Source organism: Ancylobacter mangrovi (assembly GCF_024752355.1).
Classification (GTDB): Bacteria; Pseudomonadota; Alphaproteobacteria; order Rhizobiales; family Xanthobacteraceae; genus Ancylobacter; species Ancylobacter mangrovi.
This window is the reverse complement of sequence record NZ_JANTHZ010000014.1, coordinates 23,739-36,411: the sequence shown is the minus strand read 5'-3', so window position 1 is coordinate 36,411 and position 12,673 is coordinate 23,739. Positions and strand designations below refer to the sequence as shown.

The 12,673-nt window shown below is 69.6% G+C and carries 11 protein-coding genes; 4 read left to right on the top strand and 7 right to left on the bottom strand.

Going from position 1 to position 12,673, the window contains the following annotated elements; all coding sequences use genetic code 11:
- Nucleotide 1: 1 nt before the first annotated feature.
- Nucleotides 2-478 carry a (2Fe-2S)-binding protein gene (locus NVS89_RS21585; protein WP_258734840.1) on the bottom strand — a complete coding sequence of 159 codons (477 nt, stop codon included), beginning with the start codon at nt 476-478 and terminating at the stop codon, nt 2-4.
- A 257-nt stretch (nt 479-735) separates the two neighbouring features.
- Between NVS89_RS21585 and NVS89_RS21580 the strand changes: the two genes are divergently transcribed.
- The 3 genes from NVS89_RS21580 (at nt 736) to nhaA (ending at nt 5,621) form a co-directional block, all read left to right on the top strand.
- Nucleotides 736-1,842 (top strand): alkene reductase, encoded by a 1,107-nt coding sequence (locus NVS89_RS21580; RefSeq protein ID WP_258734839.1) that lies wholly within the window; start codon nt 736-738, stop codon nt 1,840-1,842.
- Nucleotides 1,843-1,996: 154 nt separating this feature from the next.
- A complete protein-coding gene (locus NVS89_RS21575; RefSeq protein WP_258734838.1) occupies nt 1,997-3,691 on the top strand; it encodes an FAD-dependent oxidoreductase in 1,695 nt (564 codons plus the stop codon).
- 40 nt (nt 3,692-3,731) lie between these two features.
- Nucleotides 3,732-5,621, top strand: a complete 1,890-nt coding sequence (gene nhaA / locus NVS89_RS21570) for a Na+/H+ antiporter NhaA (protein WP_258734837.1) — start codon at nt 3,732-3,734, stop codon at nt 5,619-5,621.
- 27 nt (nt 5,622-5,648) lie between these two features.
- On the opposite strand, the gene NVS89_RS21565 is transcribed toward nhaA, so the two are convergent.
- From NVS89_RS21565 to NVS89_RS21545, 5 genes are all read right to left on the bottom strand, one after another.
- Complete coding sequence (locus tag NVS89_RS21565) at nt 5,649-6,977, bottom strand: LLM class flavin-dependent oxidoreductase (RefSeq protein WP_258734836.1); 1,329 nt, start codon at nt 6,975-6,977, stop codon at nt 5,649-5,651.
- 140 nt (nt 6,978-7,117) lie between these two features.
- Complete coding sequence (locus NVS89_RS21560; RefSeq protein ID WP_258734835.1) at nt 7,118-7,408, bottom strand: hypothetical protein; 291 nt, start codon at nt 7,406-7,408, stop codon at nt 7,118-7,120.
- Between the two features lie 67 nt (nt 7,409-7,475).
- Nucleotides 7,476-8,951, bottom strand: a complete 1,476-nt coding sequence (locus NVS89_RS21555) for a sodium:solute symporter family transporter (RefSeq protein ID WP_258734834.1) — start codon at nt 8,949-8,951, stop codon at nt 7,476-7,478.
- A gap of 43 nt (nt 8,952-8,994) precedes the next feature.
- Nucleotides 8,995-9,504: a flavin reductase family protein gene (locus tag NVS89_RS21550; RefSeq protein ID WP_258734833.1), complete on the bottom strand. Its 510-nt coding sequence runs from the start codon at nt 9,502-9,504 to the stop codon at nt 8,995-8,997.
- Between the two features lie 11 nt (nt 9,505-9,515).
- Nucleotides 9,516-10,580, bottom strand: coding sequence for an LLM class flavin-dependent oxidoreductase (locus NVS89_RS21545; protein ID WP_258734832.1), 1,065 nt, complete (start codon nt 10,578-10,580; stop codon nt 9,516-9,518).
- Between the two features lie 458 nt (nt 10,581-11,038).
- Between NVS89_RS21545 and NVS89_RS21540 the strand changes: the two genes are divergently transcribed.
- Nucleotides 11,039-11,938 carry a LysR family transcriptional regulator gene (locus tag NVS89_RS21540; RefSeq protein WP_258734831.1) on the top strand — a complete coding sequence of 300 codons (900 nt, stop codon included), beginning with the start codon at nt 11,039-11,041 and terminating at the stop codon, nt 11,936-11,938.
- Between the two features lie 19 nt (nt 11,939-11,957).
- Here NVS89_RS21540 and NVS89_RS21535 read toward each other — a convergent pair whose 3' ends face one another.
- A complete protein-coding gene (locus NVS89_RS21535) occupies nt 11,958-12,545 on the bottom strand; it encodes a TetR/AcrR family transcriptional regulator (RefSeq protein ID WP_258734830.1) in 588 nt (195 codons plus the stop codon).
- Between the last annotated feature and the right edge of the window lie 128 nt (nt 12,546-12,673).

Sequence of the window (12,673 nt, the reverse complement as noted above, 5' to 3'; positions counted from 1 at the left end):
CTCAGCCTCCCTTGCCGGCCGGCACGCCCGCCGCCGCGCTCTTGATGGCGGCGCGGATGCGCGGATAGGTGCCGCAGCGGCAGATATTGCCGGCCATGACGGCGTCGATGTCCTCGTCCTCCGGCGCCGGGTTCTCGTTCAGCAGCGCGGTGGCGGACATGATCTGGCCGGACTGGCAGTAGCCGCACTGGACGACCTCCTGCTCGAGCCAGGCCTGCTGCACGCGGTGGCCGGTCGGGGTGTCGCCGATCGCCTCGATGGTCGTGATCGGGGAGGTGCCCGCGCTCTCGATCGTCGTCACGCAGGAGCGCACCGCCTGCCCGTCGAGATGGATGGTGCAGGCCCCGCACTGGGCGACGCCGCAGCCGAACTTCGTGCCGGTCAGGCCGATGACGTCGCGCAGCACCCACAGCAGCGGCGTGTCGGCGTCCACGTCGATCGCATAGCTCCTGCCGTTTACATTGAGCGAAAAGGCCATCGGGAGGCTCCTCTCCTGAACACTGCCTGACGGCATGACGTACGCAGGGGAATGTTAGTATTCGCCCCGGGCCCCCGCGAGTTAAAATTGGTAAAATTGAAAGCTATGCCGGGTGGCGAGGGTCGATCCGCCCGCCTTCGCCTTTACCGGTTTTCACCAGGATTGACGGGCGCGCGCCGCGCGGCGCGCTAGGCTGCGCGCGCGGCGGCCGCTCCGCCTCGTGCCGCAGCACCTCGCCCACGACAAGGAAGCCCGACATGCCCGACGCCGACGCCCTTTTCTCGCCGACGCGGATCGGCGCCATCGAGGCCGCGAACCGCATCGCCATGGCCCCGCTGACACGCTCGCGCGCCGGCATGGACGGGGTGCATTCGCCGCTCGCCGTCGACTATTACCGCCAGCGCGCCTCGGCCGGCCTCATCATCACCGAGGCCACCAACATCTCGCGCCAGGGCCGCGGCTACGCCTTCACCCCCGGCATCTACACGCCCGCCCATGTCGAGGCGTGGCGCCCCGTCATCGAGGCGGTGCACCGGGCCGGCGGGCGGATCGTCTGCCAGCTCTGGCATGTCGGGCGGATCTCGCATGTGGACCTGCAGGAGAACGGCGCCGCGCCGGTCGCGCCCTCCGCCATCCGTGCCGGCGAGCTGATCTTCCTGGAGACGCGTACCCAGGCGCAGCCCTCCATGCCGCGCGCGCTCGAGACCGACGAGATCGCCGGCATCATCGAGGACTACCGTCACGCGGCGCGGCTGGCGAAGGAGGCCGGCTTCGACGGCGTCGAGGTGCACGCGGCGAACGGCTACCTGCTCGACCAGTTCATCCGCGACAGCACCAACCGGCGTACCGACGCCTATGGCGGCCCGATCGAGAACCGCACCCGGCTCGCCGTCGAGGTCGTCACCGGCGTCGCTCAGATCTGGGACGCCGACCGGGTCGGCGTGCGGCTCTCCCCGCTCACCCGCTCCGCCGGCGACACGCCGCTCGACAGCACGCCGCAGGCCACCTACGGGCATCTGGCGCGCGAGCTCGGCACGCTCGGCCTCGCCTACCTCCACTGCGTCGAGGGCCAGACGCGCGGGCCCAACGCGGCGGACGCGTTCGACTTCAAGGCGCTGCACGCGGCGTTCGGCGGAAGATACATCGCCAATAACGGCTATGACCGGCGCCTCGCGATCGACGCGCTCGCCTCGGGCTATGCCGACATGGTGGCCTTCGGCCGGCCCTTCATCGGCAATCCCGACCTGGTGGAACGGCTGCGCCGCGACGCGGCGCTCGCCGAGGCCGACCGGGCGACCTATTACGGCGGCGGCGCCGAGGGCTACACCGACTATGCCCGCCTCGACGAGGCCGCCCTGCCCTGACGGGTGCGGCGGCGAAAACGCCGTTGGACAGGGGCCGCGATCTGCTGGCAGCATCCGCCGGCGCTCCGGCCGCCGGCCCGGCTTTCCCCGCCGGCGCCGCCTTCGTCGACGTGCCCTTTCGTGCGATCATCCCGCCAGCAACAGGAGACGTCCGATGAACATCTCCCCACCCGACCGGCGCGGCCCCGCCGGCGACGGCGGCATGCCGACCGATCCCTATGACCGGCCGGGCCAGACCTTCCCGAAGCTGCCCCCCGCCATGGTCGAGCGCATCTCGCGCTACGGCGAGCCGGCGAGCTTCGACGGCGGCGACTACCTGTTCGAGGTCGGCGACCGCGGCGTCGACTTTTTCCTCATCCTCGACGGCGCGGTCGACATACTGGAGAGCGACGGCCGCGACGGGCACGTGCTCATCATCACCCACGAGCCGGGCGAATTCACCGGCGAGCTCAACCACCTCACCGGCCGCGCCGTGCTGGTGTGCGCCCGCGCCGCCCGCCCGACGCGGGTGATCAGGGTGACGCGGGACGCGTTCCGGCGGATGGTGAGCGCCGAGCCGGATATCGGCGAGATCATCCTGCGCGCCTTCATCCTGCGCCGCGTCGGCCTGATCCAGCACGCCGAGGGCGGCACGGTGGTGCTCGGCAGCGGCCATTCGGCGAGCGCGCTGCGGATCCAGAGCTTCCTCACCCGCAACGGCTACCCGCACCGGGTGATCGACATCGACCACGACGCCAGCGCCCAGCAGGCGCTCGAATCCTTCCATCTCGGCCCCGGCGCGCTGCCGGTCGTCATCCTGAGCGGCGAGCAGGTGCTGGAGCATCCCACCAACCGCGCGCTGGCCGACGCGCTCGGCATCACCGAGGAACTCGACCCGGACCATGTCTACGACGTCGCGGTCGTCGGCGCCGGCCCGGCCGGCCTCGCCGCCGCGGTCTACGCGGCCTCGGAAGGGCTCGACACCATCGTCATCGAGGCGGTCGGCCCGGGCGGGCAGGCCGGCAGCAGCTCGCGCATCGAGAACTATCTCGGCTTCCCGACCGGCATTTCCGGGCAGGCGCTGGCCGGCCGGGCGCAGGTGCAGGCGCAGAAATTCGGCGCCCGCCTCGTCGTCGCCAAGGCCGCGACCAGCCTCGACTGCAGCGGCTTCCCCTACCGGGTGAGCCTCGACGGCACCGAGACCATCGCCGCGCGCACCATCGTGGTCGCCACCGGCGCACGCTACCGGCGGCTCGACGTACCCGACCTCGCCCGCTTCGAGGGGCAGGGCGTGCACTACGCGGCGACCTCGCTGGAAGGCCGGCTGTGCGTCGACAGCGAGGTGGTGGTGGTCGGCGGCGGCAATTCGGCCGGCCAGGCCGCCATCTTCCTCTCCGGCAAGGCCAGCCACGTCCACATACTGGTGCGCGGCGAGGGGCTCACCGACACCATGTCGGACTATCTGGTGCGGCGGATCGTCGAATCCTCGGCCATCACGCTGCACCCGCGCTGCGAGATCACCGCGCTCATCGGCGAGGAGTGCCTGGAGGCCGTGCGCTGGCGCGAGCACGGCGGCGCCGAGACCGAGCGGCAGGTCTCGAACCTGTTCCAGATGATCGGCGCGGAGCCGAACTCCGACTGGCTCAGCGGCTGCGTCGCGCTCGACGACAAGGGCTTCGTGAAGACCGGCTACGTCCATGACGACCGGGTCGCCGTCGCCCAGCACGCGACGAGCATTCCCGGCGTGTTCGCGGTCGGCGACGTGCGGGCGGATTCGGTCAAACGCGTCGCCTCCAGCGTCGGCGAGGGATCCGTGGTGGTGCATGCCATTCATGGCTGGCTCGCGAGCCTGGCGGCGGCGGCGCGCTGACGACGCTTCGGGAAGGGCAACAGGAAAGTCCGGTCGGCCGATGATGCAGCCAGAACCCGCGAACCGGCTGGACCGGCCGGTGGACGAGAGCCTCGACCACGTGCTCGGCTCGGAGCGCGCCGAGATGACGCTGGTCGAATATGGCAGCTATGCCTGCCCCTATTGCCGCGCCGCCAATGAGGAGATCGCCCATGTGCGCGATCATTTCGGCGAGCGGGTGCGCTACGTCTTCCGCCACCGCCCCCTCACCGGCAGCGACATCGCCCGCCGCGCCGCCGAACTGGTGGAGCGCGCGGGCGACGCCGAGCGCTTCTGGCACGCCCATGTGAAGCTGATGACGCGCTCGGCGACGCTGACCGAGGAGGACCTGGTCGCGGTCGCCGACGATCTGGGCCTGGCGAGCGAGGACCCGCGCCGCTCGGCGGAGGAGGAAGGGCGCGCCAAGGCACGGGTCGCGGCGGACACGGCGAGCGCGCAGGCGAGCGGCGTGCGCTTCACCCCCACCTTCTTCATCAACGGGCGCCGCTATGACGGGCCGTGGGACGAGAGCTCGCTGGCGGACGCGATGCTCGGGCGGCTCGGCCACCGGGTGCAGTCGGCGGCGATCGACTTCGCGAGCTGGGGGCCCTCGGCCGGCATCCTGCTGCTGGTGGCGACGATACTTGCCGTCATCCTCACCAACTCGCCGCTCGGCCCGGGCTTCGAGAACCTGCTGCACCAGGAGCTCGGCCTGCTGGTGGGCGATGCCGCGTTCCGCATGTCGCTGCTGCACTGGATCAATGACGGCCTGCTGACGATCTTCTTCCTCGTCGTCGGGCTGGAGATCAAGCGCGAGATGACAGTCGGGCGCCTCGCCAGCGTGAGCACGGCGGCGCTGCCGATCGCCGGCGCCATCGGCGGCATGGTCGCCCCGGCGCTGATCTACCGGCTGGTCATCCCCGACGGCCCGTGGGCCCATGGCTGGGGCGTGCCGATGGCGACCGACACCGCCTTCGCCGTCGCCCTGATCGTGATGCTGGGGCGGCGGGTGCCGGTCGAGCTGCGCATCTTCCTCACCGCCGCCGCCATCGTCGACGACATCGGCTCGATCGCGGTGGTCGCGCTGTTCTATTCGGGCGAATTGCGGCTGGACTACATGGCCGCCGCGCTCGTGCTCGCGCTGTGCCTGTGGGGGCTCAGCCGCTCCCATGTCTACCGCGTCTCGCCCTATGTGCTGGTCGGCATCGCGCTGTGGGCGTGCGTCCATGCGAGCGGGCTGCATGCGACGCTGGCGGGGGTCATCCTCGCCCTCGCCATCCCGACGCGCCCGCCGGCGAACCTGCGCGCGCTCACGCTCCAGGCCGACACCATCATCGCCGCCGAGGCGCATCAGGGCGATGCCCTGCGGCACGGCCCCTCGCTGCCGGCGATGCGGGCGCTCGACGCCATCCACGACCGGCTGGAATCGCCCGCCGACCGGCTGCTGCGGCACGCCAGCATGCGTTCGAGCTACGTCATCCTGCCGCTGTTCGCGCTCGCCAATGCCGGCGTCGCGCTCACGCCCGACCTCTGGCACGGACACGAGACGCTGATGCTCGCCATCGTCGCCGGGCTGGCGCTGGGCAAGCCGCTCGGCATCGTCCTGGCCTGCGCCATCGCGGTGGGCTCAGGGGTGGCGGTGAAGCCGGCGGCCTATTCGTGGCTCCAGCTCGTGGGCGCCGGCATGCTGGCCGGCATCGGCTTCACCATGTCGCTGTTCATCGCCGGGCAGGCCTTCGCCGAGCCCGCCGATTTCGCCGCCGCCAAGATCGCCGTGTTCATGGCCTCGATCCTGTCGGCGGTCGCCGGCGTGCTGGTTTTGTCCATCGCGGCGCGGGCGAAGAGCCGCGAGGCGGCCGGGAGAGGGAGCGGGAGCGGAGACGAGGCCGCGCGCGCGGCCTCCCCGGTCTGACGGCGCCGGGCCCGCGGGCGCTCCCCGTCAAGCCTCGAGCAGGTTCTCGCGCAGCGTCGCGCCGGTGTAGCGCGTGCGCAGCCGGCCGCGGTGCTGCAGCTCCGGCACGACGAGGTCAACGAATTCCTCGAAGCAGCCGGGCGTGTAGGTCGCGGCCAGCATGAAGCCGTCGGCGCCGCCGTCGTCCATGTAGTGCTCGATCTGGTCGGCGATGTCCGATGCCGTTCCCACCGCCACCGGCATGCCCATGCCCTGGGCGTAGATCATCGCCGCCTCCTTCACGGTCACCGGCGCGCCGCCCTTGGCGTAGATGATCGATTCGAACAGGCCCTGGATGCCCGGCACCTCGATGTTCTGCACCACGGCGTCGAGCGGGAACTTGGAGAAGTCGAGCCCGAAATGGCCGGACATCCAGGCCAGCGCGCCCTCGGGGGGAATGCAGGCCTTGATCCGCTCGTACTTGTCCTGCGCCTCGCTGCGCGTGTCGGCAACCACCGTCTGCAGGCCGAAGATCAGCTTCACCGAGCCCGGCTCCCGCTTGAACTTGTTGGTCAGCCGGTCGTCGAGGTCGCTCGTATACTGCTTCATCCGCTCGACATTGGGATGCACCGCGAAGATCGCCTCCGCATGCCGGGCGGCGAAGTCGCGCCCCTGCCCGGACGAGCCCGCCTGCCAGAGCACCGGCCGGCCCTGCGGCGAGGGCGCGCAGAAATGGCGGCCGTTGCAGGTGTAGTACTTGCCCTGGTGGTGGACCACCTTGACCTTTGCGGGGTCGGCATAGATGCCCGAAGCCTTGTCGGCGATGATGGCGTCGGGCTCCCAGGAATCCCAGAGCTTGTAGCAGACCTCCATATACTCCTCGAGCCGCTCGTAGCGCCCGCTGCGGTCGGTCATGGGCTGCCCGTAGGCGTCCCACTCGCTCTTCGAGTAGGAGGACACGATGTTCCAGGCGACGCGGCCGGAGGAGAGGTGGTCGAGGCTCGAGAGCCGCCGGCACATCGAGTAGGGATGCTCGAACGCCGTCGACAGCGTCACCCCCACGCCCAGATGCTTCGTGGCGGTCGTGATGATCGGCACGATGGTCGAGGGCTCGTGGGTCGGGCACTGCACCGCCCATTTCACGATGGCGTCCGAGCTGTCCTCGTGGGTGTTGTAGGGCGCGAGTTCGTCAGCGATGAACATGGCGTCGAACAGGCCGCGCTCCATCGTGCGCGCCATGTGCTGCCAGTATTCGGGCCGGGCGAAGTCCCAGCCGATCTTGTCGCGGGCGTTGCGCCACATGCCGGTGGCGTGGCTGTTCACGCCGTGCTGGATGAAGCCGAGAAGATGGGCGTGCTTCTTGTTCTTTGTCGTCATGTCTGGCGCCTCGCGCTGCAGTCGTCATGAAGCGGGCATGGCCGCGGCGGCGGCCATGCGGACTGTTCGGAAGGGGCGGTCGTCGATTCCGCGAAGGTCGGGCCCGCGAAGATCGGGCCACGAGCCTCGGGCCCGCGACGTCAGGCGCTGGGGCGCTCGACGAAGAACGCGACGCCGATGCCGGCGGCCGTGCCCAGCACCATCAGCGGCCCGGCATAGATCCACATCGGCGCCACCCCGACCAGCGCGATCACGGTGGCCGAGATGACCACCGAGATCGCCGCCATGCCGACATAGTTGTAGTCGGGCACCTCGGTCGGCTCGGGCTTGCCGCGCCTGTACTCGATGACCGCGTTGCGAAGGCCGCGCGCGAACCCCGCCAGGAACAGGGCCGCCGCGCAGATACCGAGAACGAGAATGAGCGTGTACATCGTCATGTCCTTCTGAAAATCCGTGAGGGAGAAGGCCCCGCCACCCAGGCGGCGAGGCGGCGCGCTCTCATTCGGCCCCCGGGGCGGGGCTCGCGATCTCGTCCGACACGCGCCGGAGCTGCGTGACGTCGAACTCCTTGCTGTCCATCAGCCCGCAGCCGACCACCGCGAGGCCGCCGATCGCCACGATGGAGAGCGTGCCCGCCAGCTCCCCGACCATCTCGTAGATCGGCATGCCGATCGCGATCGAAGCGACGACCCCGCCGACGAAGCCGACCGTGTTGGTCTTCGGCCACAGGATGGCGAGGATCAGCGGCAGCAGGATCGAGGTCTTGAGGGCGTAGGTCGTCAGGACCAGCGTGGTGAAGTCGACCCCGGACAGCACGATGATGGTGGCGATCACGCCGCCCAGCAGCACCGAGAACTTGGTGATCGGGAACAGCAGCCGCTCCGGCGTGGCCGGGAAGTAGCGCTTGACGATGTCGACCGCGACGATCGACGACAGCGCCGAGCTGGCGCCGTCGATGGTCGAGTAGCAGGCGGCGAGGATCACCAGCACGTAGAGCAGCACCAGCGTCAGCGGCAGGCCGATATGCGCGACGATGTAGGGGCCGATGGCCGCGATGTCGCCGCCGATGTCGGCCGGGGTGAGGCCGGCGGCGATGCCGACCAGCCCGAGCATGCCGAGGCAGATCGGGATCGGGTAGAACAGCGCGCCCGCCCACAGGAAGGTGCGCCCCACGTCGCGGCTCTTGATCGCCCAGACCTTCTGCCAGAACGTCTGGTCGGACACGGTGGCGGCGAGCAGGCCGAAGGCGAGCGTGATGCCGAAGCCCGCCGCCGCGTCGGGCCGCAGCACGGAGAGGTTCTGCGCCCCCGCGTCGCCGACGGCGTTGAACACCGCCTCCGACCCGCCCGGCACCGCGGCGAACACCGCGGCGACGATGATCGCCGCCGGCACGGTGATCATCAGCGTGTTCAGCGTGCCGGTCAGCACGCTGGTCCACAGCCCGCCGAAATAGGAATAGGCGAGCACGCAGACGATGCCGACGATGGTCGCCACCTTCCAGTCGATGCCGAACACGGTGGAAACCACCACCGAGGTGCCCTTCAGGTTGATCAGGATCTCGAGGATGATGCCGAAGATCATGGTCAGCGTGACGATGCCGGTCGCCACCCGCGAGCGCTCGAAGCGGTACTGGATGAATTCCGAGATCGTGTAGCCCTCCGGCATGTTGCGGCGCAGCACGCGGGCGAAGGGGATCATCGCCATCACCGCCAGCCCGTTCGGCACCACGAACCAGAACAGGCCGGACAGGCCCCACTGGAAGGTCATGGCGGAGCTCATCATCACCGCCATGGCCCAGGTCCAGACAGAGATGACCGAGGCGACGCCGAAGCCGAAGCCGACGCGCCGGTCGGCGATGATGAAGTCGTGCGTGTTGCGCACCAGCAGCGTCTTCACGGCGTAGGACAGGGCCAGCGAGAACAGTCCGAGCCCGATCATCGACGCGAAGCCGAGCGAAGGCGTGAGACTCGGCATAGACGCAAATATCGACTTGTCCATTTCGATCTTCTCCGCAGTTCTAGAGGATGTGGTGAAGTCTGTGATAGGTTCGCTTGCAGTACAGAAGCGGGTCCCCATGGTCCGATGCCTGTGCCGCCGAGACGTCGCAGAGCACGATGACGTGGTCGCCCGAGGGGATGATCTCGGCCACCGTGGCCGCGATCTGTCCGATCGCCCCCTCGATCAGCGGGGCATGCGGGATATCCTTGGAAATACCGACATCGTCGTAGCCGCCGGGATCGGCCTGGCGGGCGAAGCGCTCGGAGAGGATCTGCTGCTCGGCATGCAGCACCGAGATGCCGATCGCCGCGCCCGGCCGCAGGCAGGCGTGGCTGTCGCTCGCCCGCGACAGGCAGAACAGCACCCGCAGCGGGTCGAGCGACACCGAGGTCACCGAGGTCGCGGTGAAGCCGTGCACGCGCCCGCCGCGCCAGAACGAGACCACGCAGACGCCGGAAGCGAGCCGGCTGAAGACGTCCTTGAAGCGTCGCCTGACGTCGTCCGGGGTGGGGATCGGGTCCGGGGTCATCCTGCGCGCCCTCACTTCGCGGTCAGCTCGAGCGGCCGCGAGGTGCGCAGCGGCCGGATGACGTGCTTCATGAACGGGCCGGCGTCGCGCATCGGGTCGTCGAACTGGCACACGATGCGGTTCAGCCCGATCGATTCGAGCTTGGGGATGCGCTGGCGGATGTCCTCGAAGGAGCCGATCAGGCCGAGCTCGAAGCCGGCATTGGAGTCGACCATCTGGTCCTCGGACAGCGAGGACCACGCCGCCGCCCCCGAATCCCCGATCACCTGGCGGAAGAAGCCGATCGTGTCCGGGTTTCGCCGCGAGACGACCGACTTCCACCGCTGCCGCGCCTGCTCGCTGGTCTCGGTGGCGATGACGTAGGCGTTGGCGGCGACGAGGATGTCGCGCCCCCAGTTGTTGGCCTCCTGACGGATGTTCTCGATCCGCTGCTTGAGCTCCTCGTCGCTCATGCCGTTCAGGAAGAGGCAGTGCCCCCATTCGGCCGCCATGCGCACGGCGCGGTCGGAATGGCCGGCGATCCAGATCTCGGGCAGCGCCGCCGGGTCGAGGCCATAGCTGGGCGGCGCGCCGATCCCGCCCTCGCCGGCACCGTCCTCCCCGCCCGCCATCGCGTCGGCCGGCGGCTGGAACAGCCCGTTCAGCGAGCGCAGGAACTCGGCCGCGCGGTCGTAGCGCCCGTCATGGTCCAGCCAGTCGACGCCGGAGAGATCGAACTCCTCCTTCCACCAGCCGCAGACGATGTTCATGCCGAGCCGGCGCTCAGAGATCTTGGACAGCGTGTCCAGCATCCGCGCCACCAGGAAGGGCGAGCGGAAGCCTGGCTTCACCGCCCCGCACAGCCCCACCTTGTTGGTCACGGCGGCGATGGCGGCGAGGATGCTCCAGGCGTCCGCGACGCTCTCGGCCGGGCCGTGAATGCAGTTGAGCAGGTTTTCGGACGCGTAGAGGAAGTCGAAGCCGAGCGCCTCCGCCTGCTGGGCGATCGCGAGGCAGGCGGCGACGTCGGGTCCCGTTGGCGCGTCGAGGGAGCGCAGCCATCCCCCATACACCGGAAGCCAGATGCCGATTTCCATCGTAGTTCTCACCAGTTCATCACATGACGGATCGATGGAGCGACGGCCCGGTCCGTTCCGGCGCGACGGGCGCCCGGACCTGCCGGCGGCGTTCTCGATCTCGGTGCCTTCAGGGCAAGCGCCGCGCCAGAATTTCCCTGCGGCAGCGAAACGGTGAGTTTGCCCGCTATTTGATCGGCTATGGCCATAAACTAGGCCGAAAATGAGAAAATACTGAGCAATATTTGGAATGACATGCATTCCATTCATGGTTGGAGAATATTATTAATGGAGCGACGCCATCTTCATGCAATGCGACGCGGGAGATGAGCGGGACTTATCCTGCGGCGGGACAGTGACCGCTTTGGCGGCATGGGCCGGCGGGGCGTGGTGGGAATTTGAACGGCGCCCGGCGCGGGTGCCGCCGGGATCGGCCGGGGCCGGTTCGGCGACCGCGGCGCCCGGGAAGGAGGCCGGCGGTGACCTTCGAGCAGATGCGGATCTTCCTGGAAGCGGCTCATTACGGCAGCTTCACCTACGCGGCCGAGCGGCTGGGCATCACCCAGTCGGCCGTCAGCGTGTGCATCAAGAAGCTCGAGGAGAAGCACGCCGTCGCCCTGTTCGAGCGCTCCGGGCGCCGGCTCGTGCTGACCGAAGCCGGGCAGGTCCTGCTCGGCGAGGCCGAGCGCATCCTGCGCGACGTAGAACTGACCATCCAGCGCATCGAGAGCCGGCGGCCGGCCGACCCGTTCGCCATCGTCGCCTGCACCGGCAATGCCTATGACCACTGGATGGCGGGGATCGCCTGCGCTGCGGGGGCGCCGCAGGTCAATCTGGTGCGTGCCGGGCTCGACGAGGTCACCGCCTGGGTGATGCGCGGCAGCGCCGATGTCGGCCTCACCAGCGTGATGCCGAGCCACCCGCAGTTCCGCCAGGTGCGCGTCTTCGCCGACCGGCTGATCCTGTGCGCCCATCCCTTGCGGGCGCGCGAGGTGCCGGAGGCGATCGGCTGGCGCGAACTGGAGGAGCACGGCCCCGTCATCTGGGAGCATGGCGACCTCGCGCCGACGATCCTGGCCGGCCTCGCCGCGCAGCGGCTGGACCCCGGCCGCCTCGCGCCGGCGAAGCTCAGGCTGGCCTCGAGCATGGCGGTGATGTCGGCGCTGCAAGGCGGGCACCACCTCGGCCTGGTGCCCGAACGGGCGGCGGCCCCGCTGCTGCGCGCCGGCCTGCTGGCGCGCGTCGGCGCGCTGGAGATCCCGGTGCCCTACTGGATGTTCGCGCTGCGCGAGCGGGACATCGATGCCCTCGCCGCGCACACGGCGCGCGCCGGCGCCGCTCTCGCAGCGGTGGAGGCCGCACTCGCCGTGAAGGCGTGATCGTCCTGCCCGGTCCGCCTCACCCCGGCTTGCGCACCAGCAGCCCGTCGACGAAGACGTCCATCAGCCGCACCACATTGGCCTGCCAGCCGACCTGGTCGTGCAGGTAGCACATGCCGACCAGCGCCCGCAGCAGGTCCTCGGCGCTCACGTCGTCGCGGATCTCGCCCGCCTCCACCGCGCGCGCCAGCAAGAGGCCGATCGCCCGCGTCAGGCGCTCGAAGCTGTAGGCGTAGAGGTCGCATGAGCCGTAGGAGGCGATCGCCAGCGCGGCGAGCATGCCCTTCTTGGTCGAGACGAGGTCGACATTGGCGCCGAGCCAGCGCCGCAGCGCCTTCACCGGGTCGGGCTCGCCCTTCAGTTCCTCGGCGAAGTCGCCGAGCTGGTCGACCTCGCGCCGGTAGACCGCCTCGAACAGAGCCTCGCGGGTGGGGAAATGCCGGTAGAGCGTGCCGATGCCGACGCCCGCCCGCCGTGCGACCGCATCGAGGCTCGCATCGGGACCGCCGGCGCTGAACACCACCTTGGCGGCATCCAGCACCCGTTCGCGGTTGCGGATCGCGTCCGCGCGCGGCTTACGCGCGATTTTCGGCTCGGCCTCTCCCATCGGATTCCAACTGGTCCGCCAGATTCGAACGGCTCCACCCTGCCGCTTGCAAAGCGGAGGGTCCCTCCGTATAATGATTCCAGATGGGCCACGCGAGAGCCCATCCATTACGCCGGGCAAATTTGGCG

Excerpts from the sequence above, each read along its gene's own strand:
- NVS89_RS21585 (WP_258734840.1), bottom strand. The coding sequence starts at position 478 with ATGGCCTTTTCGCTCAATGTAAACGGCAGGAGCTATGCGATCGACGTG.
- NVS89_RS21580 (WP_258734839.1), top strand. The coding sequence starts at position 736 with ATGCCCGACGCCGACGCCCTTTTCTCGCCGACGCGGATCGGCGCCATC.
- NVS89_RS21575 (WP_258734838.1), top strand. The coding sequence starts at position 1,997 with ATGAACATCTCCCCACCCGACCGGCGCGGCCCCGCCGGCGACGGCGGC.
- nhaA (WP_258734837.1), top strand. The coding sequence starts at position 3,732 with ATGATGCAGCCAGAACCCGCGAACCGGCTGGACCGGCCGGTGGACGAG.
- NVS89_RS21565 (WP_258734836.1), bottom strand. The coding sequence starts at position 6,977 with ATGACGACAAAGAACAAGAAGCACGCCCATCTTCTCGGCTTCATCCAG.
- NVS89_RS21560 (WP_258734835.1), bottom strand. The coding sequence starts at position 7,408 with ATGTACACGCTCATTCTCGTTCTCGGTATCTGCGCGGCGGCCCTGTTC.
- NVS89_RS21555 (WP_258734834.1), bottom strand. The coding sequence starts at position 8,951 with ATGCCGAGTCTCACGCCTTCGCTCGGCTTCGCGTCGATGATCGGGCTC.
- NVS89_RS21550 (WP_258734833.1), bottom strand. The coding sequence starts at position 9,504 with ATGACCCCGGACCCGATCCCCACCCCGGACGACGTCAGGCGACGCTTC.
- NVS89_RS21545 (WP_258734832.1), bottom strand. The coding sequence starts at position 10,580 with ATGGAAATCGGCATCTGGCTTCCGGTGTATGGGGGATGGCTGCGCTCC.
- NVS89_RS21535 (WP_258734830.1), bottom strand. The coding sequence starts at position 12,545 with ATGGGAGAGGCCGAGCCGAAAATCGCGCGTAAGCCGCGCGCGGACGCG.